The organism is Rhizobium sp. 21-4511-3d (assembly GCF_053522545.1).
In genome coordinates this window covers 307,506-333,964 of sequence record NZ_JBNWCF010000006.1, presented here as the reverse complement: position 1 = coordinate 333,964, position 26,459 = coordinate 307,506, and the positions used below count along the sequence as shown (strand labels likewise).

General features: G+C 63.5%; 27 protein-coding genes. 17 read left to right on the top strand and 10 right to left on the bottom strand.

What is annotated here, in order from left to right:
* Nucleotides 1–6: 6 nt before the first annotated feature.
* A complete protein-coding gene (locus ACQZ5H_RS16045; RefSeq protein ID WP_112711343.1) occupies nt 7–654 on the bottom strand; it encodes a TetR/AcrR family transcriptional regulator in 648 nt (215 codons plus the stop codon).
* A 521-nt stretch (nt 655–1,175) separates the two neighbouring features.
* Here ACQZ5H_RS16045 and ACQZ5H_RS16040 point away from each other — a divergent pair.
* The 8 genes from ACQZ5H_RS16040 to ACQZ5H_RS16005 all read left to right on the top strand — a co-directional run bounded on the left by ACQZ5H_RS16040 (nt 1,176) and on the right by ACQZ5H_RS16005 (nt 8,407).
* Entirely contained in the window at nt 1,176–2,468 is a 1,293-nt protein-coding gene (locus ACQZ5H_RS16040) for a flagellar hook protein FlgE (protein WP_413712267.1), read from the top strand.
* 13 nt (nt 2,469–2,481) lie between these two features.
* Nucleotides 2,482–3,942 (top strand): flagellar hook-associated protein FlgK, encoded by a 1,461-nt coding sequence (gene flgK / locus ACQZ5H_RS16035; RefSeq protein WP_449098334.1) that lies wholly within the window; start codon nt 2,482–2,484, stop codon nt 3,940–3,942.
* Nucleotides 3,943–3,947: 5 nt separating this feature from the next.
* Nucleotides 3,948–4,994 carry a flagellar hook-associated family protein gene (locus ACQZ5H_RS16030; protein ID WP_449098333.1) on the top strand — a complete coding sequence of 349 codons (1,047 nt, stop codon included), beginning with the start codon at nt 3,948–3,950 and terminating at the stop codon, nt 4,992–4,994.
* Nucleotides 4,995–5,003: 9 nt separating this feature from the next.
* A complete protein-coding gene (locus ACQZ5H_RS16025; RefSeq protein ID WP_449098332.1) occupies nt 5,004–5,387 on the top strand; it encodes a hypothetical protein in 384 nt (127 codons plus the stop codon).
* A 234-nt stretch (nt 5,388–5,621) separates the two neighbouring features.
* The gene (locus tag ACQZ5H_RS16020) at nt 5,622–6,476 is read left to right on the top strand and encodes a DUF6502 family protein (protein ID WP_449098331.1); all 855 of its coding nucleotides are present in this window, start codon (nt 5,622–5,624) and stop codon (nt 6,474–6,476) included.
* Complete coding sequence (locus ACQZ5H_RS16015) at nt 6,473–7,648, top strand: DUF5666 domain-containing protein (protein ID WP_449098330.1); 1,176 nt, start codon at nt 6,473–6,475, stop codon at nt 7,646–7,648. Before ACQZ5H_RS16020 ends, ACQZ5H_RS16015 begins: the two co-directional genes overlap by 4 nt.
* Nucleotides 7,649–7,838: 190 nt before the next feature.
* Entirely contained in the window at nt 7,839–8,150 is a 312-nt protein-coding gene (locus tag ACQZ5H_RS16010) for an ArsR/SmtB family transcription factor (RefSeq protein WP_449098329.1), read from the top strand.
* An 8-nt stretch (nt 8,151–8,158) separates the two neighbouring features.
* On the top strand, nt 8,159–8,407 hold the full coding sequence (locus ACQZ5H_RS16005; protein WP_203430506.1) for a hypothetical protein: 249 nt from the start codon (nt 8,159–8,161) through the stop codon (nt 8,405–8,407).
* Between the two features lie 49 nt (nt 8,408–8,456).
* Here the strand turns inward: ACQZ5H_RS16005 and ACQZ5H_RS16000 are convergent, their stop codons facing one another.
* Nucleotides 8,457–9,386 carry an aldo/keto reductase gene (locus tag ACQZ5H_RS16000; RefSeq protein ID WP_112711279.1) on the bottom strand — a complete coding sequence of 310 codons (930 nt, stop codon included), beginning with the start codon at nt 9,384–9,386 and terminating at the stop codon, nt 8,457–8,459.
* Nucleotides 9,387–9,767: 381 nt separating this feature from the next.
* Between ACQZ5H_RS16000 and ACQZ5H_RS15995 the strand changes: the two genes are divergently transcribed.
* Complete coding sequence (locus ACQZ5H_RS15995; RefSeq protein WP_449098328.1) at nt 9,768–10,145, top strand: RT0821/Lpp0805 family surface protein; 378 nt, start codon at nt 9,768–9,770, stop codon at nt 10,143–10,145.
* A gap of 27 nt (nt 10,146–10,172) precedes the next feature.
* On the opposite strand, the gene ACQZ5H_RS15990 is transcribed toward ACQZ5H_RS15995, so the two are convergent.
* Entirely contained in the window at nt 10,173–11,480 is a 1,308-nt protein-coding gene (locus tag ACQZ5H_RS15990) for an MFS transporter (RefSeq protein WP_449098371.1), read from the bottom strand.
* A 192-nt stretch (nt 11,481–11,672) separates the two neighbouring features.
* On the opposite strand from ACQZ5H_RS15990, the gene ACQZ5H_RS15985 reads away from it, so the two are divergent.
* Nucleotides 11,673–12,572, top strand: a complete 900-nt coding sequence (locus ACQZ5H_RS15985) for a LysR family transcriptional regulator (protein WP_449098327.1) — start codon at nt 11,673–11,675, stop codon at nt 12,570–12,572.
* A gap of 8 nt (nt 12,573–12,580) precedes the next feature.
* Here the strand turns inward: ACQZ5H_RS15985 and ACQZ5H_RS15980 are convergent, their stop codons facing one another.
* The gene (locus tag ACQZ5H_RS15980) at nt 12,581–13,429 is read right to left on the bottom strand and encodes an alpha/beta fold hydrolase (protein WP_449098326.1); all 849 of its coding nucleotides are present in this window, start codon (nt 13,427–13,429) and stop codon (nt 12,581–12,583) included.
* 202 nt (nt 13,430–13,631) lie between these two features.
* On the opposite strand from ACQZ5H_RS15980, the gene ACQZ5H_RS15975 reads away from it, so the two are divergent.
* Complete coding sequence (locus tag ACQZ5H_RS15975) at nt 13,632–14,528, top strand: LysR substrate-binding domain-containing protein (RefSeq protein ID WP_449098325.1); 897 nt, start codon at nt 13,632–13,634, stop codon at nt 14,526–14,528.
* A 145-nt stretch (nt 14,529–14,673) separates the two neighbouring features.
* Nucleotides 14,674–14,871: a hypothetical protein gene (locus ACQZ5H_RS15970; RefSeq protein ID WP_112711273.1), complete on the top strand. Its 198-nt coding sequence runs from the start codon at nt 14,674–14,676 to the stop codon at nt 14,869–14,871.
* Between the two features lie 181 nt (nt 14,872–15,052).
* Here the strand turns inward: ACQZ5H_RS15970 and ACQZ5H_RS15965 are convergent, their stop codons facing one another.
* Genes ACQZ5H_RS15965 through ACQZ5H_RS15955 form a run of 3 tightly spaced genes read right to left on the bottom strand, consistent with a single transcriptional unit; the run spans nt 15,053 to nt 17,556 of the window.
* Nucleotides 15,053–15,829 (bottom strand): MetQ/NlpA family ABC transporter substrate-binding protein, encoded by a 777-nt coding sequence (locus ACQZ5H_RS15965; protein ID WP_449098324.1) that lies wholly within the window; start codon nt 15,827–15,829, stop codon nt 15,053–15,055.
* 37 nt (nt 15,830–15,866) lie between these two features.
* On the bottom strand, nt 15,867–16,535 hold the full coding sequence (locus ACQZ5H_RS15960) for a methionine ABC transporter permease (protein WP_112711271.1): 669 nt from the start codon (nt 16,533–16,535) through the stop codon (nt 15,867–15,869).
* Nucleotides 16,525–17,556, bottom strand: coding sequence for a methionine ABC transporter ATP-binding protein (locus tag ACQZ5H_RS15955; protein WP_449098370.1), 1,032 nt, complete (start codon nt 17,554–17,556; stop codon nt 16,525–16,527). Before ACQZ5H_RS15955 ends, ACQZ5H_RS15960 begins: the two co-directional genes overlap by 11 nt.
* A gap of 408 nt (nt 17,557–17,964) precedes the next feature.
* Here ACQZ5H_RS15955 and ACQZ5H_RS15950 point away from each other — a divergent pair, with 408 nt between their 5' ends.
* The 5 genes from ACQZ5H_RS15950 to ssuD all read left to right on the top strand — a co-directional run bounded on the left by ACQZ5H_RS15950 (nt 17,965) and on the right by ssuD (nt 22,401).
* On the top strand, nt 17,965–18,312 hold the full coding sequence (locus ACQZ5H_RS15950; RefSeq protein ID WP_130281724.1) for a RidA family protein: 348 nt from the start codon (nt 17,965–17,967) through the stop codon (nt 18,310–18,312).
* Between the two features lie 198 nt (nt 18,313–18,510).
* Entirely contained in the window at nt 18,511–19,518 is a 1,008-nt protein-coding gene (locus ACQZ5H_RS15945; RefSeq protein ID WP_449098323.1) for a taurine ABC transporter substrate-binding protein, read from the top strand.
* A gap of 59 nt (nt 19,519–19,577) precedes the next feature.
* Complete coding sequence (locus ACQZ5H_RS15940) at nt 19,578–20,366, top strand: taurine ABC transporter ATP-binding protein (RefSeq protein ID WP_449098322.1); 789 nt, start codon at nt 19,578–19,580, stop codon at nt 20,364–20,366.
* Nucleotides 20,367–20,393: 27 nt separating this feature from the next.
* On the top strand, nt 20,394–21,233 hold the full coding sequence (locus ACQZ5H_RS15935; protein WP_449098321.1) for an ABC transporter permease subunit: 840 nt from the start codon (nt 20,394–20,396) through the stop codon (nt 21,231–21,233).
* A gap of 16 nt (nt 21,234–21,249) precedes the next feature.
* Nucleotides 21,250–22,401 carry an FMNH2-dependent alkanesulfonate monooxygenase gene (gene ssuD, locus ACQZ5H_RS15930; RefSeq protein WP_449098320.1) on the top strand — a complete coding sequence of 384 codons (1,152 nt, stop codon included), beginning with the start codon at nt 21,250–21,252 and terminating at the stop codon, nt 22,399–22,401.
* 16 nt (nt 22,402–22,417) lie between these two features.
* Here ssuD and ACQZ5H_RS15925 read toward each other — a convergent pair whose 3' ends face one another.
* Genes ACQZ5H_RS15925 through ACQZ5H_RS15915 form a run of 3 tightly spaced genes read right to left on the bottom strand, consistent with a single transcriptional unit; the run spans nt 22,418 to nt 26,429 of the window.
* A complete protein-coding gene (locus ACQZ5H_RS15925; RefSeq protein WP_449098319.1) occupies nt 22,418–23,656 on the bottom strand; it encodes an amidohydrolase family protein in 1,239 nt (412 codons plus the stop codon).
* A gap of 2 nt (nt 23,657–23,658) precedes the next feature.
* Entirely contained in the window at nt 23,659–25,230 is a 1,572-nt protein-coding gene (locus tag ACQZ5H_RS15920) for a gamma-glutamyltransferase family protein (protein WP_449098318.1), read from the bottom strand.
* On the bottom strand, nt 25,227–26,429 hold the full coding sequence (locus tag ACQZ5H_RS15915) for an amidohydrolase family protein (RefSeq protein ID WP_449098317.1): 1,203 nt from the start codon (nt 26,427–26,429) through the stop codon (nt 25,227–25,229). Before ACQZ5H_RS15915 ends, ACQZ5H_RS15920 begins: the two co-directional genes overlap by 4 nt.
* Between the last annotated feature and the right edge of the window lie 30 nt (nt 26,430–26,459).

The window sequence follows — 26,459 nt, the reverse complement described above, 5'->3', positions numbered from 1 at the left end:
TGGATGCTACCTGGCGTCGACGCCGGCGCAGAAGATGGCGATGCAGCGGCGTAGATGCGCCAGACGCTCCTCGCGGCCCTGCCATGCCTGGGCGCGGCCTTCCGGTGGACCCATGCCGCCGAAGATCATGTCCATCAGCATGCGTGCGCCGCTTGCGCTATCCTCGAGACGGATGCGCCCTTCGGCGCGGCGCTCGTCCAGCCATGCCGAGAGCTCGCGGCGGGAGGCGAGAACGCCTTCGCGGTGCAGGATCTCGATCAGTTCGGGGAATTGCGGCGCTTCGCGAAAGACGAGCTGCAGCAGACCAGCGCGGTCGGCGTCGGTCTCCTCGTCGATATCGATCATGAAGATCTGCTCGAGCGACTGAGCGATACTGATCGCTTCGGCTTCGCGCGGCAGGTCGAGCATCATGCGCCGGTGGGCGCCGACGACGGCGGCAAACAGCTCTTCCTTGCTTTCGAACAGCTTGTACAGCGTCTGCTTGGAAACGCCGGCTTCGGTGGCGACGACTGCCGTGGTGCTGGCCGCATAGCCGTTCCTGACAAAGATGCGGCGGGCGTTCTCGACGATATTGGCGCGCTTGTCGTCGTCGCTCGAAACCTTGGGCCTGCCGCGCTTGCGCGGTGCCTCGTCCTCATTCCCGCCGGCCGTCATCGATGCACGCAAGTCCCATTGGCGAAGCGCCGGGCGGGGCCGGCAAAACTGAAGATCGGCGCCCGGCGCAGAAAATTCAGTTGCCCTCTGACCGAATCAGAATTAGAGAACTGATTAGTTCTGTAATGCGTTGTTCGACTAACTTGCCCCCTGAGGAGCGCATATGACAGCCGTTCGCAGCACCAAACCGATGTGACGCTTTCCCGCGCCGTCTGCCGTTCGAAGCAGAAAGCGCCGTTGTGTCCAATAAACCGTCTCCCGGCGAAAATGCAACCGCCGCGGAGAGCGAGACCCCACATCTCGATTTCGAGACCTTGAATGCGCTGCCGTCCCGCAGGGGCGGTCTCCAAACGCGCGGATGATCCGCTGCGACCTTCGCCATCAGGCGGCATTCCAACACGATCAGCCTCTTTGCGGTTGCCGGTGCCCGGCTGCCCGTGAGCCTTCGTGCGCGCTTTTCAGGCGCTGAATGCCTTCTTGTCCGGGGCATGTCCAGAAAATCCAAGAACAGGGATCAGATCATGAGCATCTTCGGCAGCATGAAAACCGCAGTTTCCGGCATGAACGCACAGGCAAACCGCCTGAGCACGGTGTCCGACAATATCGCCAATGCCAATACCGTCGGCTACAAGTCGGTATCGACCTCCTTCTCCTCGCTGGTCCTGCCGTCCTCGTCGGGCAATTACAATTCCGGCGGCGTGCAGACCTCGGTGCGCCAGGCGATCTCGCAACAGGGCGATATTTCCTACACGACCTCGGCCTATGATCTGGCGATTTCAGGCGACGGCTTCTTCATCGTCGAGAGCCCCGACGGCACGCCGGTTCTGACGCGCTCCGGCGACTTCTCGGTCGACAGCAGCGGCAATCTGGTCAACAGCGCCGGTTTCACGCTGATGGGATACTCCTACGACTCCGGCGCGCCCGCCGTCGTCGTCAACGGTTTCGATGGTCTCGTTCCGGTCAATGTCTCGCAGTCGGGCCTCAGCGCCATCGCCTCGACCAGTGCCTCTTTCAGCGGCAACCTGAATTCCGCTGCCGAAGTGGTCAGCGATACGACAACGTTGCCGAGCGCCAATTCCGCCTCGGTGACCGACGATACCAAGAAGATGTCGCTGGTCGCCTATGACAGCCTCGGCGCCACGGTCCAGTACGACTACTACTTCACCAAAACGGGTGTGACGACCGACGCCAACGGCGCCGTCACCGGCAGCACCTGGGAAGTGGCTGTCTATCGCAACGGCGATGCGGCGACCGGCAGCACGACGTCCTTCCCTTATTCGTCGGACGCCGTCAGCACCGCGACGCTGAGCTTCGATGCCGATGGCAAGCTCACTTCGGCAACCGACACTGACATCGTCGATCCCACCACCGGCAAGACGATCACCATGGACTATTCCGGCTTCACCCAGCTGTCGTCGGATTTCTCTGCGACCGGCTCGGCCGATGGTCAGGCGGCAAGCGCCGTCAGCTCGGTCTCGATCAGCACCGCCGGCGTCGTCTCGGTCTCCTATGCCAACGGCACCAGCAAGGCGCTCTACCAGATCCCGCTCGCGACCGTCGCCAGCCCCGACAACCTGACGCTCCTCAGCGGCAACGTCTATTCGGCGAACGGCATGTCCGGCGTCACCGTCACCGGTTTCCCGCAGTCGAACGGTCTGGGCTCGATCCAGTCCGGCGCGCTGGAGAGCTCGAATGTCGATCTCGCCGGTGAGCTGACCGAGATGATCGAGGCACAGCGCAGCTACACCGCAAACTCCAAGGTCTTCCAGACGGGCTCCGACATCATGGACGTCCTGGTCAACCTGAAACGCTAAGGGGGGGAGGCTCATGACCCTTTCCTCCGCGCTGAACAGCGTCCAGAGCATCTTCAACACCACGGCGAAGCAGAGCAGCATCGTCTCGACCAACATCGCCAATGTCGGCAATTCCGACTATGTGCGCCGCCAGGCATCGGTCACCACTTCGCTTGCCGGAGCCCAGGTGGTCACCATCAGCCGGGCGCAGGAAGATGCGCTGCTGACGCAATATCTGCAGTCGAACTCGAAGGACAGCGCCCAGCAGACGCTGCTCAGCGGGCTGGAAAGTCTGAAGTCGCTGGTCGGCGGCAACGACTACGAGACGTCGCCGAGCACCTATCTCAGCGCCTTCCAGCAGGCGATGCAGACCTTTGCCACGTCGCCGAGCAGCTCGATCACGGCGCAGTCGGCCGTGACGGCGGCGCAGGATCTGGCGAACTCGCTGAACACGGCAAGCGACGGCGTGCAGTCCGTCCGCGCCGATGCGGATGCCGAGATCGCCTCGCAGGTCGATACGCTGAACAGCCTGCTGTCGCAGTTCGAGACCGCCAACAATGCGGTCAAGGCCGCGACCGCCACTGGCGCCGATACGTCTTCGGCGCTCGATGAGCGCGAGAAGCTGCTGAAGCAGATCTCCTCGATCGTCGGCGTCACCTCGGTGACCCGCAGCAATAACGACATGGCGCTCTATACGTCCGACGGCACGGTGCTGTTCGAGACGATCCCGCGCAGCGTCACCTTTTCGCCGACCTCCACCTATGTGGCGGGAACCGAGGGCAATGCCGTCTATATCGACGGCGTGGCGCTGACGGCGGGCGAGGGCTCGACCACCGACGCCAATGGCAGCCTGCAGGCCCTGCTGCAGCTGCGTGACGAGGTGGCGCCGACCTTCCAGGCGCAGCTCGACGAGATCGCCAAGTCGCTGGTGCAGATTTTCTCGGAAAGCGACGGCACATCGAGTGCGCCGGGGCTTTTCACCTGGACGACGTCATCGGGCGCAGCGGGCGGCACGCCAGCGGCAAGCGACGATACGACCGGGATCGCCGCGACGATCTCGATCAACACAGCCGTCATCACCAGCCAGGGCGGCGATGCGATGAAGCTGCGCGACGGCAATATCAGCGGCATCACCGACCTCAATAGCTCAGACGACGCAGGCTTCACCGACAATCTCGATAACCTCTATCAGGCGCTGTCGGCGAAGCGTGATTTCTCCTCCGACGCCGGGCTCTCCACCAGCCAGAGCCTGATGGATTATGCCAGCGCCTCGATCGGCTGGCTGGAAGAATATCGCAGCGGCGCGACGACCGCTTCGGAGAATACTGCGGCAGCGCTGTCGCGCTCGGACGAGGCCTATTCGAACGAGACGGGCGTCAATCTGGACGAAGAGCTGACACTGCTCCTCGACATCGAACAATCCTACAAGGCGGCGACCAAGATCCTGAACGTCATCGACGAGATGCTTCAGTCGCTGCTCGACATTGCGAGCTGATCACCATGAAAGCATCCTTCGTCTCATCATCCGCCATGCAAAGCACGCTCCGGCTGACGATCAGCCAGTCGCAGACCAAACTGCTGCAGGCCTCGACGGAAGCGGCAACTGGCGTCTACAGCGATATCGGCGTGTCGCTCGGGTCGGGCGCTGCCAAGTCCGTCAACCTGACCAATGCCATCAGCCTCACCGATGCGCTGACGGCGAGCAACTCGATCGTCGGGCTGCGCATGGACGCGTCGCAGACGGCGCTCTCCAGCCTCAAGGATGCCGGCGATACGCTGGTCTCGAACCTGACGGCGCTGCAGGCCGGGCAAGATTCCACCAGCGTCGCGGTCGCCCTGCAGGCGGCCAACGATACGCTGTCGCAGCTGATCTCGACGGCCAATACCTCCGTCAACGGCGAGTTCGTCTTCGCCGGGACGAATATCGACGAGACGCCTCTGACCGATCAGTCGGCAACGGTGACGGCGGCGATCAGTTCAGCGCTCAGCGACTATGCCACGAGCCTCGGCAAGCCGGTCAACGAGCTCTCCGGCGACGAGATCACCAGCTTCATCACCGGCACGATCGAGCCGATGTTCTCCGAAAGCGCCTGGACCGATCCGGCGAACGGCTGGTCGTCGGCGTCAAGCAACAGCATGACGAGCCGCATCAGCGAGAACGAGACGATCTCGTCTTCGACCAGCGCCAATTCGGAGGGAATGCGCTACCTGGCGCTCGCCTCGGTCGTCATTTCCTCGCTGTTCGGCCAGGATCTCGGCGCCGACGCCAAGAGCGCGGTGGCCTCCAAGGCGATCAGCTACGCCTCGCAGGCGACCAGCGGCATCGTCACCCAGCAGAGCCAGCTCGGCCTGTCGCAGGAGCGGCTGGAAAAGGCCAATGATGCGCTCGATGCACGCTCGACGCTCTACCAGGGCAATCTCGTCGATCTGCAGGGCGTCGATGTCTATGAGGCCTCGACCCTCGTCAATCAGCTGCAGACGCAGCTGGAGACCGCCTATACGCTGGTCTCCAAGCTGCAGCAGCTGAGCCTCGTCAACTATCTCTGAGAGGCGCCGATGAGCCTGCCGAAACCCCGAACCTCGATCCTGGACGCGGCACGCTCGATGACGTCGCGCCAGGCCTATATGACCGAACTCTCCTTCCAGCTCGCCTCCAATATCGTCGACACCATTCCCTTCATCGGCACCAAGCGCGACGCAAAGCAGGAGCGGGCCTGGCCGCGTTCCGGCATCTTCACCGACGATGGCGTCGAGATGGCGGAGACGCCGCAGGAGATCTTCGACCTCTGCGAATTGCTGGCCGAGAACATCCAGCTCGGCCAGACCTTCGACGTCTTCCAGGTTTTCCACAAGATCGCGCGGCTCGACCGGCTGATCGACTGGAGCGGCGAGGGGCTGCAGGGCGGCGGCGGCGGTACCGAAAATAGCACCGTTCACTGATGGCGGTGCGCCTGTTATGTCCTTGTTTCAGCAAGAGATGATATCCGGCGCATCGGCTGAAGGCCGGCCGGAGGGGTGTCTTAGCAGTGCGCTCCTCTGGCCGGTCATGGCATTATTTGAAACCTTTCCGGCCAGGGCCGGGGCGTTGCGGCAGCGCATGGTTTCGCTTACGGCATATCGATGGCCGTCAGCCCGTTACAGTGGTCGGCGGCCTTGCTAGACCGGGTATATCCGATGCCGACGCCGCGCGCGAAACGTCCGTTCTCCGAGGAGAACTTGCAGGCCATGCTGATCCGCGTGCTCCGGCCGCTGGTCAAGCTCGCCCTGTCGTCCGGGCTCGGCTTTCCGGCTTTTTCGGCGGTGCTGAGAAGGCTTTACATCGAAGTGGCGGAAAATGACTTTGCGCTTGCCACCAAGCAGCAGACGGATAGCCGCATCTCGCTTCTGACCGGCATCCACCGCAAGGATGTCAGCCGCCTGCGCGGTGAGCCGCTCTCCGAGGCGGCATTGCCGCCGGCCGTCTCGCAGACCGGCCGTGTCATTGCCCGCTGGCTCGCCGACCCGACCTATTGCGACGAAAACGGCAAGCCGCTGCCGCTGCCGCGTACCGCGCCCGACGATGCCCCATCGTTCGAACGGCTCGTCACCGAGGTGACGCGTGACGTGCACCCGCGCGCCGTGCTGGACGAATGGCTCGACCGCGGCACCGCATTAATCGACGCCGAGGGCCGGGTGACGCTCGATGTTGCCTCCGTGGTGCCGAGCGCCGCCGACGATGCCCGCCGCCACTATTTCACCCGCAACCTGCATGACCACGCGCTTGCGGCCGTCACCAACGTCCTGAGCGACAGCCCCCCGCATCTGGAGCGCGCGGTCCACTACGACCGGATCTCGCCGGAGCTTGCCGCGCGACTCGACGGTATGGCGCGGGAAGAGACGATGGCGATGCTCCTGAAGCTCAACAAGATCGCCCACCAGCTGGTGCAGCAGGATCCGGGTGGCGACGGCCGCTGGATCACCGGCGTCTACGTGATGAACGAGACCGTCGCGCCTGATGCCTCCACCGGAGCCGGGGAGGGCAAGCCATGACGCCTCCCATGCTTTCCAGACGCCAGCTCCTGCTCGGCAGCGTCGCGCTGCAGCTCTTCGGTGCCCTGCCTGCCGACGCCCGTGGCAAGAGCGGCGGCAGCAATAGCGGCAACGGCGACCATGGTATCGGCGGCTCCGGCCTTTCCGTTCATGGCGGCGAGAACGAGGACCACGGCATCGGCGGTACGGGCATCGTCGGCACGATCCAGGGCTTCGGCTCGATCATCGTCAACGACGTCCACATCCCCTTTACCCGCAGGACGCCCGTCACGATCGACGGCAAGCGGGTTTCGACACGGGAGATGCAGATCGGCCATGTCGTGCGCGTCCTCCTCGACGGACGCCGGGCACGGCGGATCAGCATCACCAGCGAGGTGCAGGGCCGCATCGACCGGATCGGCTCCCGGAGCCTATCGATCCTGCATCAGCGGGTTGCGACCCACGGGCTCGACACGGGTTCGCTGAAGGTCGGCGATGTCGTTGCGGTCTTCGGCATCCGCAAGCCTGACGGCAAGATCGTCGCGCGGCGGATCGAGCCACGCCCGGCGGGTGCCGGACAGCATGTGCGTGGTGTCGCCGAGCCGAGAGGCGCCGGCGTTGCGATCGGCGGTCTTTCACTCGGGCCGCGCTACTTCGGGATTGTTGGCCGTCCGGCCCTGGTGCGCTTCCAGACTATAGCCGGCTTGACGGCTGTCTCGACGGTCGCCGTCGAGCCTCTTGTCCCCGGGCTGAAACGCGGCATCGTCAATGTCGAGACCTATGGCCGGCAGGGCAGCAGTTCGCTCGTGCTCGGGATCGGCCGTTTCCCGCCGCGAGGTCCGATGCGCTTCGGTCCCGGTGGCCATGCCTTTGCCGATATCGCCGTGCGTGACGGCGGGCGGCTGATGGATCCCCGCAACGGCATGCGGACGGATTTCGGTCCCTCCGGAGGTCCGGGTCCGAATGGTCAACCCGGTGGTCCGCCGCCTGATGGGCGCCCCTTCGACGGTTCGCAGTTCAATGGCCCTGGTTTCGGACCTGGACCCGGTAGCGGCCCACCGCCTGGTGGTCTGCCTCCGGGTGGCCCCCCGCCGGGCAGTGTCGGCCATCCTCCAGGCGGTTTTGGCGGACCCGGTGGCTTCGGCGGGCCGGGCGGTCCGCCGTCAGGCCCCCCTGGACCAGCGCCCGATTGAGGCGCTTGCGGAAGCGTCCGCTAATTGACATATGGGAAAAATTCCCATTTATTAGAGATGCGATTCTGAAGTGCTTGCTTTGCCGCGGCAGCAGTCGCCGGCCGTCCACCTGCGCAACCCCAAGCTGGTAGACGGCCGCCCCGTTTTTTATGCGTTTGTTTCAATCAACCGTTGACGGATGCGATTGCCGATGGCCGATCGAGAAATGATCCAGGCGTATGCCATGCGTTTGCTGGCAATGGGTAACCCCAAGCGACTGGAAATCCTGGCCATCCTCAACGAAGAAGAGATGAGTGTCTGCGATCTGGCGGAACAGCTCGGCATGGGCCAGTCGTCGCTGTCGCAGCATCTGGCCCGGTTGCGGCAGGCCGATCTGGTAACGACACGGCGCGAGGGACAGCTGATCTTCTACCGCTCGGCCCGTCCCTGCCTTCTGGAATTGCTCAAGAATTTGTCCCGGCAGTTTTCCGCCCCGCGCGCAGCGCCGGCCGTTCGACGATAGGATCCATCATGCTGAGATTAGACGAGCAGCTTTACGGACAATATGACGAGATCCCGCCAGCGGTGGTCACCACCTGGGAGAACCGCGAGGCGATCCTGCAGATGATGCAGGACGCGGCGGGTCTCAGCCAGCGGCTGCAGCGGCTCTGGGAACGCAGCGGCTCTGTCGGCCGGCTCTCACAGGATCATACCGATGAGATGGCGCTGCTGCTCGCCCGGCTCGGCGATCTCGGCAGCGCCCTGCAGCGCCTGGATTGATTGCAGCGATGCCCCGCAAAGGGCATCGCTGACACGGGATCACCCGATCTTACGGCACCTTGTTGCCGGCAGCGCGGAACAGGCGGTACCATTCTTCGCGGGTCAGATCGACATCCGAACCTGCAACGCTTTCGCGAACGCGCGCGGCTTTGGTGGTGCCGAGGACGACCTGGATATTGGCCGGATGACGGGTGATCCAGGCGACCGCGATGCCGGTCGGCGTCACGCCGTATTTGGCGGCCAGCTCGTCGAGCACGTCGTTGAGCTCGGCAAAGTCCTTGCGGTCGCCGATGAACACGCCGTCGAAGAAGCCCTTCTGGAAGGGCGACCATGCCTGCAGCATCATGCCGTTGAGGCGCGAATAATCGAGAAGGCCGACATCGCGCGAGATCGACTGGTCGAGACCGGCCATGTTGGCGGCGACGCCCTGGGCGATCAGATTGGCATGGGTGATGCTGAGCTGGACCTGGTTGAACAGCAGCGGCTGCGTGACCGCGGTCTTCAACAGCTCGATCTGGCCCGGCGTGTGGTTGGAGACGCCGAAATGCTTCACCTTGCCTGCCTTGTGCAGCGTCTCGAAGGCGTCGGCCACTTCTTCAGGCTCGACCAGCGTATCCGGGCGGTGGAGCAGCAGTACGTCGAGATAATCGGTCTTCAGCGCGGCAAGCGAGCCGTCGACCGACTGCAGGATATGTTCGCGCGAAAAGTCGAACCAGCCGCGGCGGATGCCGACCTTGCTCTGGATGCTGATCCGCGAACGATCGGCCGCCGATAGTTTCACGGCCTCGCCGAAGCGCTTCTCGCAGCGGTGGCGCTCGCCGCCGTAGATATCGGCATGGTCGATGACGGTCACACCAGCCTCGACCGCGGCATCGAACAGCCCGCGAATCTCCGCATCGGTCATCTCGGCGATGCGCATCAGGCCGAGGATGACGCTGGAAACGCTGAGCGACGTGTTCTTGACAGTATAGGTTTTCATGAAATCTGGACCTCGTTGAGCATAGAGGGAACGACCGCAATCTATCGCGGCCAAAAACGAAAACTCTCCTCCGTCAGGACTGCCTCCCACAAGCGCCCTGACAAACGGCCGCTCCTGAAGCGTGCCCGCGACGTAGATAGCACCTCTGGCGGCGCGATCGAATCTTTTTATCGGGATGCCGAAGGGGAGGTTGCCGCATCGCCAAGGCCGATCGGGGAATTCGACGCCACCACAAGCACTTGAAGAACTGCTCCCGCCATATTGACCTGCGGTAGCAGCAGACATTAAGACCATACTAACCATGGCGGCATGGGATCGACGAAGTGGCCCGCTTCTGAACACATTGCTGTGTCAGAGGCACTTTTGAAACTGGATGACTCCATGACAGAAAAGCCGATTGCGCCGCTCCTTGCCTGCCTGATGTTCCTGCTGCCGCTGGCAGCGTGTTCGCATACCGAGCCGCTGGAAACAGTGGCGGTCACGTCTTCCGTGCCGAAGCCGGCTCCGATGACGGATCAGTCGGTTATCGCCGATGCTGTCGGCAATGCGCCAGTCGGTGCGAGTACCCTGGCCTGGGCCAATCCTTCGACGGGCAGCGCCGGTGTTATCGAAAAGATCGACGCTGCAGGCGATGGTCCGGACGGATGCCGGCGGTTCGTGACGAGCAGCCAAAGCCTGGAAGGCACGACGCGGTTCGATGGCGTTGCCTGCCCGGCCGATGGTTCCTGGAAGGTAACTGGGGCGCCGGGATTGCACTGATCCCCGACGCCACCGCTCCGGCGCTGTTTACGCTTTCCCCGCCACTTCATACCGTCCACGGCTGAGGCTCACCAGACTTGCCACGGCAGCGCAGGCGCTGGCCGTGAGGATTGCCGTTTCGAGCGCAATCGATATCGGCAGCAGCGTGAAGATGATCGACATCGAAATCCCGCCCAAAGTCTGACCGAGAAGCCGTGCCGTGCCCTGCATGGCGCCAGCCGCGCCGCTCCGGGCCTTCGGTGCCGACAACAGCAGGATCCGGTTGTTCGGGGTCTGAAACAATCCGAAGCCGAAGCCGGAAATCACAGTGCCCGTCAGGAACGCGATGGCATGCGGGTCCGATGGCGCAAAGCCGATGATCAGAAGACCGAGCGCCAGAAGAGCGCCGCCGGTGGCGCAGAGCCAGGCCGTCTTGACTCGGTTGGTGAGGCGGCCGGACATCGGCGCAATGATGGCGGTCGCGATCGGCCAGGGCATCATGTAGAGGCCGGCGAGAACCGGGGTCATCCGATAGCTGTGCTGCAGGTAGAAGGGCAGGGCGATGTAGCTCAGCATCTGACCGCTGAAGCAGCAGACCGAGGCGATGACGGCAACGCGAAAGGCCGGTTCCGCCAGAAGATCGGTCGGGATGATCGGCGTGCGGCTTCCGCGTTCGAGACGTAGCAAGGCGGCGAGGCAGGCGAGTGCGGCGGCGATCAGGGCGACACCGGTAACCGGCGCGGTGGCGATCCGTTCGGTGCCGCAGAAGAACAGGATGAACATCAGCGTGTTCAGGAGCAGCGCCCTAGTGTTCAGCGGGCGATCGGCGCGCTCCATCTTCCCAAGCAGCCGCCCACCGATCAGAACGATAGCGCCGAGCGGCAGGTTGACGGCAAAGAGCCACGGCCATTGCGTCACGGAGAGGATCGCACCGGCAATGCCGGGGCCGGCAGCCGCCGAGATGGCGATCACCATGGCGTTGACGCCGATGATGGGCCCAAGCGATCGTTCGGGCACGACGGCGCGCAGGTTCATCATCGCAAGCGCCATGATTGCGCCGCCGCCGAGGCCCTGCGCGAAACGGGCAACGACCAGAACGGGCAGATTGCCGGCAAGGGCGCAGGCCGCCGAGGCTGCGGTAAACAGCGCGACACCGGCGAGGAAGACCCGTCGGGCGCCGTAGATTTCTCCGAGCGCCCCGCAGGGCAGAATGGCGACAAGCACGGCCAGCTGATAGGCCGAAACGACCCAGACGGTACTGCCGGCATCGGCCTGCATCGAGAGCGCGATCGACGGTAGGGCGACATTGGCGATCGCGCCGTCGAGGACGACGAGAACGATAGTCGACAGGATCAGCGCGACGGCAATCCGGCTGCGCGCCGACTTCAGGCCGGGCTCATCGGCGACGGGCATTGTTGAAGCGAGGGACATCAGGACACTCCCTTTGGTTTCCATGCCCGATAGCTACGCTCTGCGGACGAGTTGCGCCAGACGCAACGAAGTAAAAGTACCGTTGCATCAAGCGCCATTCATCAATATCGTCCAGCCATGACGGAAGTCGATCTCAATCTGCTGGTCGCTCTGGATGCCCTGCTGCAGGAGCAGAGCGTCTCGGCCGCCGCGCGCCGGATGAACCTCAGCACCTCCGCAATGAGCAGAACGCTGTCGCGCCTGCGAACCGCGCTGCGCGATCCGATCCTGGTGCCCGCCGGCCGCGGCATGGTCGCCACCCCGCATGCTCTCGCCATCGCCGCAGACGTCCACGCGCTGAAAGAGGCTGTGGTCAGGGTGCTGAGCCCGGCGGCAACGCTTGATATCCGCGAGATCAGCCGCGACTTCACCATCCGCGCCAACGAGGCCTTCGTGCTTCTCTACGCCGCGACCTTGAGCGCTGCCGTCGCCGGTGCTGCGCCGGGCATCCGCCTTCGCTTCGCGCCGCGATCGGACAAGGACGTGCACCCCCTGCGAGAGGCGGCCGTCGATCTCGATATAGGGGTCTTGCCCGCCGACGCCGGCGAGCTGCGCTGCCAGACGCTGTTTGAAGACCGCTATGTCGGTGTTGCCAGACACGGCCACCCCATTCTTGACGCGGGCAAGCTGACTGTCGGCGCCTATGCCGCCTGCGGCCATGTCGTCTTCTCCCCCCAGGCCGATTTTTCCGGTCCTGTCGACAGGGCCTTGGCGGAGCTTGGCGCCCACCGCGAGGTGAAGCTGATCGTCCCGAGCTTTCCGGCGGTGATTGCCGTCGCCTCGACATCGGATCTGATCGGTTCGATCCCAAAGTCCTACCTGAGATCGGCCGCTGTCGACCAGATCGCGACCTTCGATCTGCCTTTTGCCATGCCGGGTTTCGATATCGTGCAGGCCTGGCATCCGCGGATGGATGCCGATCCCGTCCATCGCTGGCTGCGGGCGCTGATTTTCGAGACATTCCGCTCGATGGACTGATCGCCCGGTCAGGGCCTCGATGCGCTCGTCGCGCTCGCGCCGTCTCCATCCACGAAGTCTTCGACCGCTTTGATATACTGGTCGGGGTCCTGGTAGATCGCCAGATGGCTGACATCCTTGAGGATGACGAGCTTGGCGCCCGGGATGGCCGAGGCGATGTAGCGGGAATGCTCCGGCAGGATGAACTCGTCATGATCGCCGACGACGATCTCGGTTGGCACCGTGATCTTGCCGAGGTCGGCGGCCGTGTAGTTGGGCTCGGTGGCCCAGAGCTTTTGGATCGCCGCCTTGAAATTCGAGAAGTCGTCCGGCGTGGGCGACAGGCGCTTGTATTCCGTTTCGTCGCGCGCGCCGGCGGCGGTCAGCGCCGTCATGTCGGGGTCGTCGTTCAGGCCGTCGGGCGTGACATTGGCCGCGTGGGCGAAGAGTTTCGCCAGATGATCCGGGTGGTTCATGGCGATGTCGAGGCCGATGATCGCGCCGTCGCTCCATCCGACCAGCGAGACCTTCGGCTCCTTCAGCTTGTCGAGCAGGGCCACATAGTCCTCGGCCATCATATGATAGGTATAGGGCGCTTCGGTGCGCGTCGAACGCCCGTGGCCTCTGCTGTCGGCGACGATGACTTCATGATGCTCAGAAAGCCGCGGCACTTCGAAGCCCCAGACATCCCCGGTTCCCATGCCGCCATGCACCAGGAGGATCGGATTGCCCCGGCCCTTGCCGTAGATCGCATAATACATGCGAATGCCGTTCACATCCGCCAGGCCGCTCTCGTCGGCGACGGGCATCGGCGGAGGAGGGGTGAAGACCTGCCACTTTTCGGCAGCATGTGTCCCCTGGACCGACGCAAGATGCATCAAAACGGCTGCTAATTTTGACAATGCGTGTCGAAGCATGACAGGTATCCGCAAAAGCGAGGTTTTTATTAACCTACTGCAAGCTCCATGCCACGGGCGAGCCCCCGCCGCATCATCTATCGCTGATGACTAAGACATTCCGATGCGCTACCGGAGTGCCGTTCCAGGAATTGTCGCATCGGGCGACGCACAGGAGGCAGCAATGCCGGCAAACGACCTGAACGACATCCGGTATTTCACCGCTGTCGTCGCACATGGCGGCTACGCGGCGGCAAGCCGCAATCTCGGTATTCCGCGCTCGAAACTCAGCGTCCGGGTCCAGAAGCTCGAGGACGAGCTGAGCACCCGCCTGATCGAGCGATCGACGCGCAATTTTCGTGTCACCGAGATCGGAAGAGACTTCTACGAACGCTGCGTGGCGATCCTTCAGGCCGCCGAGGATGCGCGAAACGCGGTGATCAGCGCGCAAGAGCGCCCGAGGGGTCTGATCCGGCTCGGATGCCCGATGCCTTTCGTCGATCTCGTCGTGACCCGCACCATCCAGAATTTTCTGAGCCGCTATCCTGAGGTCTCTGTCCAAGTCGTCGGTGTCGAGCACAACAGTGACCTGGTCGGCGAAGGCATCGATCTCGAAATCCGCTCAAGCCGTGAACGCGAAACGCAGTCGAGCGTCGTCATGCGGCGGCTGGCCAAGGCGTCGTCGGTCCTGGTCGCAAGCCCGGCCTTTATCGAGGAGGCGGGCGCGATCACCTCGATCGCGCAGCTCGAAGAGCTTCCGCTGCTGACGGCGACGAGCCTCTACGACGAAGATACCTGGCAGATGACCGGCCCGAACAAGGAGGTCGCGATCGTCAAGAAGCGGGCGCGTCTCGCCTGCCGCAGCATTCCGGCCGTGCTCGCCGCGCTGCGCTCGGGCCTCGGCATCGCCATGCTGCCGGAGATAACCTGCCGTGACGATCTGGCGGCCGGCCGTCTTGTCCGCATCCTGCCGGACTGGAGCCCGGCGGATGAGGAAGTCTATCTCGCCTTTGCAACGCGCAAGGGCAACTCTCCCGCGGTTCGCGCGCTCATCGACTTCTTCGTCGAGAATGCCGAATAGGGGACACCCGGCTTCAGGCTTAAGCCGAAGGACCAAGGTGATATTGCCGGCATTTGGATAGATAGTGACAGTGCAATGCGTGGCGCTTCCGCCTGACGCGGAGCGCTCCGGCGCCTTGAGTGCAGCGTTTGGTGGCGAGTACCCGATGACATCAGAGCCCAGTGGTATCAAGGATCACATCCTGAAAACGATCGACACGATGGAGACCCTCGGGTCATCGCAGGATTTCGGTGTCCGCAGGAAGTTCAACAGGATGATCGGCGATCAATATGAGGCGCTGATCGCGCTCAGCGCCTCCGAACTGCGCGAGATGGCCGGCGATCCCTCGCCGGATGATTTGTGAGGCATGTCATGAGACGGCTCATCGTATCGGAAGCCCTGACGACCCTGATCGTGCTGACGCTGCTCATCGGCTTCGTGCTCTACGACCATTCCGAGCCCGGCGGCTTCCTGTCGATCCGGTGAAAGCAAAAACGGCCCGGCGAGGCCGGACCGTTCCGTGTCTTGACGAGATCGCGCAGGCCTTACCAGGACGCGATCAGCGCGCCCTTGAACTGTTCGTTGATGAACTTGCGGATGCTTTCGTCGTGGTAGGATTCGACGAGCGTCTTGGCCCAGGGGGCGTCCTTGTCGGCGGCGCGCGCGACGATGACGTTGGCGTAGGGCGACTTTTCGCCTTCGATGGCGATCGCGTCGGTCTTCGGGTGCAGGCCGGCTTCCATCGCGTAGTTGGTGTTGATGACGGCAGCGTCGACATCATCGAGCGAGCGCGGCAGCTGTGCGGCGTCGATTTCGGCGAAGTCGATCTTCTTCGGGTTCTCGACGATATCGGCAACCGTGACCTTGATGCCCGGGTTTTCCTTGAACTTGATCAGGCCCTTGCTGGCGAGAACCAGAAGCGCGCGGCCGCCGTTGGTCGGGTCGTTCGGGATGGCGACGGTGGCGCCTTCCTTCAGTTCGTCGAGGCTCTTCACCTTCTTGGAATAGACGCCCATCGGGGTGGTGATCGTCGTGCCGATGCTGACGAGATCGAACTTGCGGTCGGCGATCTGGTTGTCGAGATAGGGCTGGTGCTGGAACGAGTTGGCCTGAATGTCGCCGTCGGCGAGCGCCTGGTTCGGCACGACATAATCGGAGAACTCGACGATCTCGATGTTGAGGCCCTTGGTCTTGGCGACTTCGGCGACCTTTTCCATGATCTGCGCGTGCTCGCCCGGCGTCACGCCGACCTTGATGTCCTCGGCAAGTGCCGAACCGGCGGCAAAGGCCGCGATCGCGGCTGCAATGATGAACTTCTTCATGGATGTCTCCTTGGTATGTTTATGGGTATGCGAATAATCAGTTCTTGCGGTTGCGCTTGTCGAAGCGCCGGGCAAGGCCGTCGCCGGCGCTCTGGACCACCTGCACCAGCACGATCAGCACCACGACGACGATCACCATCATCTCGGGATTGAAACGCTGGTAGCCGAAGCGGATGCCAAGGTCTCCAAGCCCGCCGCCGCCGACGGCGCCGACCATGGCGGAGTAGCCGATCAGGCTGACGATGGTCATCGTCAGCGCCATCAGTATGCTGGGTCGCGCTTCCGCAAGCAGCACCTTGAAGACGATCTGGAAGGGTGTGGCGCCCATGGCGCGGGCGGCTTCGATCAGGCCCTTGTCGATCTCGCGGATCGCGGATTCGACCAGGCGGGCGAAGAACGGGATGGTGGCGATGGTCAGCGGCACGATCGCCGCCCAGGTGCCGATCGAGGTGCCGGTGAGCAGCCGCGTCAGCGGCACGATGGCGACGACGAGGATGATGAAGGGCGTCGAGCGCGCCGCGTTGACGATGAGGCCAAGCACGCGGTTGGTCGCCGGCGCCGGGAACAGTTCGCCCTTGCCCGATGTGGCCAGGAAAACGCCGATCGGCAGGCCGATGATCGAGCCGACGATGCCGGCGACGAAGACCATCTGCAGGGTCTGCATCAGCGCCTTGGAAAGCAGGCTGAAGATCATATCAGGCGACATAGCCGAGCACCTCCGTCTTGAGGCCCGTTTCAGTATAGAACCTGTTGGCGCGGGCGACGACATCCGGGTCAGCCGAATAGGAAACGACCAGCGAGCCGAAGGGCTCGCCCGATATTTCCTCGATCGCTCCTGCGAGAATATTGACGTCGGAGCCGAGCTCGGCGACCAGCCTGCCGGTCAGTGGCTTGAAGGCCGTGTCGCCGAAGAAGACGAGGCGCACCAGCACCCGGTCGCCCGCCGAAGGCTGCGGCTTGATCGTCGAGCGCAGCCATTGCGGCAGCTTCAGCGCCGAAGCGAGCAGCGTGCGCGTCGTCTCGTGCTGCGGGTTGGTATAGACGTCGAAGGTGCGGCCGGACTCGACGATCCGCCCGGCATCGATGACGGCCACATGGCTGGCGATGGTCTTCACCACTTCCATCTCATGGGTGATCAGCAGAACGGTCAGGCCGAGATCGGCATTGATCCGCTTCAGCAGTTCGAGGATCGACTGCGTCGTTTCCGGGTCGAGCGCCGAGGTCGCTTCGTCCGAGAGCAGCAGCTTCGGATCGGTTGCCAGAGCGCGGGCGATGCCGACGCGCTGCTTCTGGCCGCCCGAAAGTTCCGAAGGGTAGCTGCCGGCCTTGTCGCCGAGGCCGACGAGATCGAGCAGGGGGCCGACCTTGGCGCGGATCGCCTGCTTGTCGACGCCGGCGATTTCCAGCGGCAGCGCCACGTTGTCGAAAGCGGTGCGCGAAGAGAGAAGATTGAAGTGCTGGAAGATCATGCCGATCTGGCGGCGGAGCCCCCGCAGGCCATCTTCGCCGAGCGCCCCGACATCGACGCCATCGACGAAAACCTTGCCGGATGTGGCGGTCTCCAGGCCGTTGACCATGCGGATCAGGGTCGACTTGCCGGCGCCCGACCGGCCGATGATGCCGGTGATGGCGCCGCGTCCGACGGTGAGATCGACATGTTCGACAGCGGTAAACCCGCCTTCGCCTGCCGGTCCGTAGCGCTTTCCGGCGCCTTCGAAGGCGACCATCGGCACCGGATGATCGGTGCCTGCAAAATTGCCCTGGGAACGACCGGTTGATGCGGCGCCGGCAGCCAGTTCGTGGCCCGCGTGCTCAGTTGTCATGATATGCTCTCGGAGGTTGGTCTTCAAAAACTCGCGGTTCTATAACCGCTCATGCGCACATTAGCCAATCAGGCTGCACATTCGAAGACAATCACGGTTCCGGCGCATGACAACAGGCTTTCAGTGTAGGCGGCTGGAGAGGCAAGGCGCCTCTCTTCAATGAGGGGACTTATGCCGCGACGGGGCGGCGCTGAACAGGGATGAAATTTCACGAGGGCGGCAAAGCAGGAAAAATATTCCCGCCTTGTGATGAGTGGGCGGCCTGTGCCAAACCCTGCGAGAAGGCTGTTTTAAAGAGAGAAGGGTGGTTTGATGATCGAAAGAATTGGCTTGGCAGCGCGCTGGAGCGACGCGGTGGTTGTCGGAAATCTGATTTTCCTCGCGGGCCATACGGCGGAAGAAACCCGTGGCCAGTCGGTAAAGGTGCAGACCGCCGAGGTACTCGCCAGCATGGACGACACGCTGGCGCAGGCAGGCGTCACCAAGAACAATCTCGTCAGCGTCACAATCTATCTCGCCGACATTGCGGGCTTCGACGAGATGAACGAAGCCTGGGACGCCTGGGTTGCGGAAGGCCATGCGCCGGCGCGCGCAACCGTCGAGGCACGGCTTGCCCATCCGGATATGCTCGTCGAAATGACCGCGATCGCTGCCAAGTAATCGGTGCCGGAGCGCCCATGAAACGCTCCGGCAGACCGCCGTGCCGCAATGTCAGCGCTAAGCTTGTCGCTTTTCCGGAATGACTCTTTTCCGAAGGTTGCCTGTTTTTAGAAAATATAATCTATAATATAAATAGACATTATGGAAATCTCATTGGGACGTCACCGCAGGGGTTGACGAGAACATTGAGGTGACACCATGAGTATCAAGACATTGCTCGGGACGATCGGTCTCGTTGCGTCATTCATCACTGCCGCACATGCTGATGAAGCAAAGAAGGTCGTTATCGCCTATCAGACCGGCGCCGTGCCCTATCTGGTCGGTATTGCAAACGGCGATCTCGCCAAGCAGACCGGTTGGGATATCGAATTCCGCCGCTTCAATTCCGGCGCCGATATCTTCGCGGCGATCGCCTCCGGCGACGTGCAGCTCGGCGACGTCGGTTCGAGCCCCTATGCGGCTTCGGTCAGCAAGGATCTCGACGTCAAGGGCATCTACATCACGGCCGGTGCAGGCGACAGCGAAGCGCTGGTCGTGCGCCCCGATATCAAGTCCGCCGCCGATCTCAAGGGCAAGAAGTTCTCGGCCGCGCCCGTTTCCACCGACCATTACCAGCTTCTTGCCTATCTGAAGCAGGAAGGTCTCACCGAAAAGGACGCGCAGGTCATCGCCATGCCGCAGCCGCAGATCGTTGCCGCCTGGAAGCGCGGCGATATCGACGGTGCCTTCGTCTGGGATCCGGCGCTGACCGAGCTGAAAAAGGACGGCAAGGTTCTGGTGACCTCCGGTGAAGTCTCGAAGCGCGGCGCGCCTGTTTTCAGCGCGCTCGTGGTAACCGGGGACTTCGCTAAAAAGAATGCCGAATTCCTGACGAAATATGTCGGCCTGATCGACAAGTACTATGTCGATTTCGCCAAGAACCCGAACAACTGGACTGCGTCCTCCGACAACATCAAGGCAATCGCCAAGCTGCAGGGCGGCACGCCCGAGGAAAATGCCGGCTGGCTGAACACGACCGTCGTCGTTCCGCTGCAGGAGCAGGTAACGGCCGCTTGGCTGGGCGAAGGCGACAAGGGCAGCGTCGCCAAGACCCTGAAGGATACCGCCGGCTTCCTGAAGGAGCAGAAGAAGATCACTGCGGTCAAGGACAGCTACGCGAGCTTCGTCGATCCGCAGTTTGCTGCCGCAGCACTCGCCTCGAACTGAACGTCTGACGAAATGGCGGCCCGACCCGGCCGCCATTTCCCATTTGCGGAAGACACGACATGCTTGAAGTCCGACACGCCACCGTGAAATTCGATGCAGCCGACGGAAGCTCCGTCCACGCGCTCGACAACGTCTCCTTCGACATCCCGCCGGCCTCGATCGTCGTCGCGCTCGGTGCCTCGGGCTGCGGAAAATCGACCTTGCTGAATGCCATCGCCGGCTTCCAGCCGTTGACCGAAGGCGAGATCCTGATCGACGGCGTGGCGGCTTCGCGGCCGGGCGGTGATCGCGGTGTCGTCTTCCAGAAGGATACGCTGCTTCCCTGGTCGAGCGTTCTCGACAATGTCGCGCTCGGCCTGCGGTATCAGGGCGTCGGTAAAAGGGAACGGCACCAGAAGGCGCGCGAGCTTCTAAAGCTTGTCGGGCTTTCCGATTTCGAGAGCAAGCCTCCCTATGAACTCTCCGGTGGCATGCGCCAGCGCGTCGGCATCGCCCGCGCCCTGGCGACGGATCCGAAAGTGCTGCTGATGGACGAGCCATTCGGCGCCCTCGACAGCCTGACGCGCGAAACCATGCAGCAGCTGCTCGCCTCGGTCTGGGCCGAGACGAAAAAGCAGGTGTTCTTCATTACTCACTCGATCGAAGAGGCGCTGACGCTCGGCACCCACATCCTCGTCATGTCGCCGCGGCCGGGCAGGGTGGTTGCACGATACGAGGCCGATTTCGTGCGGGAATTCGCGGGCACCGGGGAAATCGGGCCGATCCTCGCAAATCCGGATTTCGTCGCTCTCAGAGAAGAGATCCGCTCGATCATTCACAAGCCCGCGTATGACCGCCGGGCCGCCTGACGCGGCACACAAAGCAAGGATTCGACTATGAGCGTATTGGCAGAACCAGCCACAGCAGCCCGCGCGACTTCGCCCGAGCGCAGGCCACGCGTTCGCAAACCGGCGACGGGCACCTTCGCGATCAGTGCCGCGACCCTGGTGGCACTCCTCTTCGGATGGGTGATCGCGACGCGGTACCATCTCGCCTCCCCACTCTTCCTTCCCTCACCGGGCGAAGTGCTCGTCCAGTTTCAGGCGATCGCCGCTGATGGATATGCCAATGGCACGCTGGCCGAACATATTCTGGCGAGCCTTGGTCGCATCAGCGTGGCGCTCGCCTTCGGCATCGGCCTCGGCGTGCCGATCGGCCTGATCATGGGGCTGAATCGCTGGGCGAAAGGCGTGCTGAGCGTGCCGATCGACATCTACTGGGGTCTGCCGCCGCTTGCCTATCTGCCGCTGCTGATCATCTGGCTCGGCATCGGCGAATCCTCGAAGATCCTGCTCCTCAGTCTCTCTGCCTTCGCGCCGATCTGCTATGCGGCGCAAGCCGGTGTCCGCTCTGTGCCGCAGGAGCGCATCAATGCCGCCCAGTCGCTGGGCGCGAACAGCCTCCAGCTCTTCACGACGATCGTCCTTCCCTCTGCGCTGCCTGAGATTCTGACGGGTCTGCGCATCGCGATCGGTGCAACGCTTTCGACACTGGTGGCCGCCGAGCTCATCGCGGCGCAATCTGGCGTTGGCTACATGATCATGTCCGCCTCCAATTTCCTGGCAACGGATGTCGTCTTCGTCGGCCTGATTGTCATCGCCATCTTCGCCTTCGCCTTCACCGCGGCGATGCGTTTCCTCGAAAAACAGCTCGTGCCCTGGAAGGGCAAACTCTGACATCCGGATCCGACCCATGACCGCACATGCAAATCCTCCGCTGAACTTTTTCTGGTACCTGCCGACCCATGGCGATGGTCCCTACCTCGGAAGCGACGAACGCCACCGTCCGCCGACCTTCGGCTATATGCGCGATATCGCCCAGGCAGCCGACCGGCTCGGCTTCGAAGGCGTACTGCTTCCGACCGGCACCTATTGCGAGGATGCCTGGATCACCGCCGCCTCGCTGGTGCCGCTGACGGAACGGCTTCGTTTCCTCGTGGCGCTCCGCCCGGGCAGCGCAACGCCTGCCATGTTCGCGCGTCATGCTGCGGCCCTCGACCGCATCTCCGGCGGCAGGGCGCTGTTCAATGTGGTGACGGGTGCTGATCCCGCCGATCTTGCCGGAGACGGTAACAAGCTCGGGCATGGCGAGCGCTACGAGCAGACCGACGAGTTCCTGACCATCTGGCGGCGGATTCTCTCCGGCGAAAATCCGGATTTCGAAGGCAAGTATCTCTCCTCGCATGGACGCGGACTTTCGTTTCCGCCGGTGCAGGCTCCGCATCCGCCGATCTGGTTCGGCGGCTCCTCGGATGCAGGCATCGCTGTCGCCGCCAAGCATGCCGACGTCTATCTGAGCTGGGGAGAACCGCCCGCTCTGCTGGCCGAGAAGATCACCCGGGTCAAGGAGCGTGCCCTTGCCGAGGGACGCAAGATCCGCTTCGGCCTGCGCATCCATTTCATCGTCCGCGAAACCGACGACAAGGCCTGGGCTGCCGCCGACGAGCTGATCAGCCGCGTCACCGACGAACAGATCGCCGAGGCGCAGAATGAATTCCTCAACGTATCGCAGTCGGTCGGCCAGAAGCGGATGTCGGCGCTGCATCAGGGGAGCCGCGACAAGCTTGTCATCGCGCCGAACCTCTGGGCCGGTCATGGCCTCGTGCGCGGCGGCGCCGGGACGGCGCTGGTCGGGAGCCCGGAAAATATCGCGGCGCGCCTGCGCGAATATCGGGAGATCGGCGTCGAGACCATCATCGGTTCGGGCTATCCGCATCTCGAAGAGGCATTCCATGTCGCCGAGCTGCTCTTCCCGCTGATCGGCAAATCCGGCGAGAAATCTTACGGCATCGGCAAGGATAACCAGACCTTCGAGAGCGGATTGAAATCGAAGCGGACGGCCTGAGGCCTTCCTGTTCCGGTCAGCGAGGCCGGAACAGGATCGGCCTCTGCGCCTCGAACGTCTTGCGCCCGCCTTTGCAGCCGAAGATGACGCGGGCGTTTTCGCGGATCGCCTGTTCGCGGTCACCGCAGTCGATGAGGATGATGTCGGCGGGTTCGCCGACGGCGATCTTTTGTCTCTTTCCCAGGATCTCTGCCGCGGAGCGCTCGATCATGTCGAAGGCGAGCTGCATATCCTGGCGGCGTGAGAGCTGCGCGACATTGGCATAGAGGTTTGCCATGCGGATCAGCGAGGCGTCGCCGTAAGGCGTGAAGGGATTGAGGATGTTGTTGCTGGCGATCGATGTCAGCACGCCCTCCGAAGCCAGGAGATGCGCAGGGGCGACGCCGCGCGGTACCAGCCGGTCAAAGCTGCGGCCGTTGAGGAAGAGGTCCGTCGACGGCAGCACGGTGATGGCGATGCCTGCGGCTTTCAGTTTCTGGGCAACGGCGCGCAATTCGTCCGGCGCGAGCGCCGACAGGTTGGTCATGTGCCCGAGCGAGACGCGGCCCTGATAACCGCGCCTCAGCGTCTCCTCGATGACTTCGGGCAGGTTGCTCTTTTCCGGCGACAGGTCGAAATCGAGGTGGAAATCCACGGGAACACCGTGCTTTTCCGCCAGATCGAAGATCATGCGGATCTGACCGTGCGGATCGGGATCGATATAGGGCGCGCCACCGATGAGATCGGCGCCATCCGCCAGCGCCTGATCAAGCATCGCGAAAGTTTCGGGTTCATTGGTCAGGCCGTCCTGCGCGAAGGCGCAGATCTCGATGTCGACCGCGAAGGCATAGTCGCTGCGGATGCGCTTGATCGCCTCGAAGGAGCGCATGCCGGCGCGGGGATCGATCTCCACGAAGGTTCGCATCCGCATCGTGCCATTGACGATTGCTTTCTCGACGACGCGGGCGGCGCGGGCATAGACATCGGCCTCGGTGAAGCCTGCCTTGGCGACGACGGTCTCGCGCACGGCTTCGGCGAGCGTGCCCTCGCAGATGCTGCAGCGGTCGAGGATGCAGGCCTTGTCGAGATGGACATGGCTGTCGGTGACGCCGCAGCTCGCGAAGGCGCCCTCGGCATCGACGGTTTCGACGGCTTCGCAAACGAGGTTCGATCCGATCGCCGCGATCATCCCGGCTGATATGCCGATATCGACAGGGTCGTCCGCATCTTCGAGGCTGGCATTGCGGATGAGGAGATCGAAGAGCGGTGTCGCCATGGTCAGATACCGATCGCCCCGCCGTCGCTGCGCGGATCATGCGCGCCATCGATCGTCTTGCCGATGCGGATGACGCCTGCCTGTCCGCCCAGCTGGCTGAAGGCATCGATACTGCTCACCTCGTGGCCCATGGCCTGCAATTCCTCGAAGACACCAGCCCCGGCATTGGCCTCGATCTTCAGCGTGTCCCTCACATCGGAGAAGGTGCGCCCGAGCAGGAAGCGGGGCTGCGACAGGGCCGCCAGCGGGTCGAGCCCGTGGTCGATCAGCAGCGACAACAGTAGCGACAGCGTCTGCGGCTGCCCGTCGGCGCCCTGTGTGCCGTAGAGCAGGTGCGGACGCCCGTTCTTCAGCGCCATGCCGGGGTTCAGGGTGTAGAACGGACGCTTGCCGGGCGTCAGCCGATTGGGACTTGCGGGATCGAGGCTGAAAGCGGCGCCGCGGTTCTGCCAGAGGATGCCGGTATCCCCGGCCACGACGCCGCTTCCCCAATCGAAATAGATGCTCTGGAGCATCGAGACGCTGCGTCCCTCGCTGTCGGTCGCGGCCAGAAATGCCGTATCGCCGTGCTTGTAGGGCTGCGGCCAGGACATCGCCTTCTGTGGGTCGATCGCGGCCGCCTTGGCAGCTAGGCGGGTGCCATTCAGCAAGGCCTCGCAATCGACATCGGCGAAATCCGGATCGGCGATCCCGGTGCGATCGAGGAAGGCCTGTTTCACCGCTTCGACGAGGCGGTGGTAGAAAGCGGCGCTGTCCGGCTCGAGCGCTGCCATGTTGAACTGGCGGAGAACCCCCATGATGCCGAGCGTGGTGACGCCCTGCGTCGGCGGCGGGGGCGCCAGGAGGGTCAGGCCGCGATAACCGAGCGACAGGGGGTTGGCCGTACGGGTCTTGGTTCTCGCCAGGTCCTCTGCGGTCAAAGGTGAACCGGCCGAAGCCAGCCCGGCGGCAATCCGGGCGGCAAGCTCGCCCTCGTAGAACTCGCGTGGGCCATGGTCGGCAATGGCGCGCAATGTCTTCGCCAGGGCAGGCTGGCGCTGTGTGCCATCGGCGGCGAAAGTCGCCGCAAAGCCCAGCCAGTCCGGGATTTCCTTTTCCCGGAACCGGTGCCAGAAGCTCTGAGAGGGGCTGACGGGGAAGCCGTTTTCCGCCAGAGCGATCGCGTCCTCCAGCAGGGCGGCGAGTTTTTCTTTGCCGTTCCAGCTTTCCGCCGAATGAGCAAGGAGCGTGCCCCAGCTGTCGACGAGGCACGCCGTGGTGAGAGCCGACATCGGTCCGCGAAGCGGGATTGCCAGGATCTCGGGCAGGGTCATGGCCGCCTGACCGATGCCGAGGAAGGACGTGGCGGTGCCGGAGCGATCGGCGACGAGCCAGATCGCATCGCCGCCGAGCCCGCAGAAGTGCGGATAGACGACCGAAAGCGCCGCACCGGCCGCGATCACCGCCTCGATGGCATTGCCACCGCGACGGAGGACTTTGGCACCGGCCTCCGCTGCAAGCCAATGCGGCGCTGTCACCATGGCGCTCGTGGACGCGGCATCGCTGCCTGATGTCTGGCGGCTCGCCGTCGTCATCGGCGGATCACCACGCCGTCTTCGGCAACCAGCTTGCCGGACTTGAAGACCTTGCGGCCCTTCGGCACGCCGACGACGGCCTGCGGAATGTGCTCGGCCGGTAAGGTCACGAAGTCTGCCTTGCTGCCGAGTTGAAGGCCGTAGCCCTCCAGCCGCAGCGCCTTGGCGCCTGCCGCGGTCACGACGTCGAAGGCGGCGGCCAGCTCGTCATCGGTATAGAAGCCGGAGCGGTAGCCGATGATTTCGGCCCGGCGCAGCATGTCGCCATCGCCGTAGGGCCACCAGGAGTCGCGGATATTGTCGCTGCCGCTGAAGACGGTCACGCCTGCCTTGCGCAGCAAGGCGACCGGCGGAAAATTGTGATTGCCGGGCGCATTGGTCATGATCGAAACGCCGCTCGCGGCGATCAGGTCGGCCGCCTTTCTTGCCGCATCCGGAGGCAGGTCGCCCAGCCCGTAGGCATGGCTGACGGTGACGTGGCCGGACATGCCGAGCGCCACAGTCCGCGCGCAGATCTCCTCGATGGTGAAGAGACCGAGCGTGCCGGCATCATGCAGATGGATATCGACATCGACGCCGTGCTTTTCGGCAACGCCGAAGACAACGTCAAGATGGCCCGTCACATCGCGGTCGAAGCTTGCCGGATCGAGGCCACCGACGAGGTCTGCTCCTAGCGCGATGGCCCGGTCGAGGAGTTCGGGTGTGCCGGGGCTTTTCAGGATGCCGCTCTGCGGGAAGGCGACGAGCTGGATATCGATCAGATCGCGGTAGTCCTCGCGGACCTTCAGGATCGTCTCGAGAGACGTCAGGCCGACCGATCCGTCGACCATGACATGACTGCGCATGGCCGTTGCGCCATTGGCGATGCAGAGATCGAGCTGGTTGCGGGCGCGCTCGTCCATAGGCGCGGCCTGAGCCATATTCTGCGCCTGGAACGCGACGCGCTCATGGACATCGAAGCCGTTGGTGCAGGGCTTATGCGGGATCCACGCGTCGCCATAGAAGCTGGTGTCGAGATGGATATGGCCCTCGACGAAACCGGGCACGACCAGCATGCCCCCGAGATCGACGGTGCTGCCTGCGCCACCTGCAGCGCCTGCCGGTGAAATCGCGGCGATCCTGCCGCCGGAAACGCCGATATCCGCCAGCGATCCATCGGCGAGGCGCGCATTGGTAAAGACGGTCTCGATCTCGGCCATCTCGTTCTCCTTGTTGTTCTGCCGCCGGGC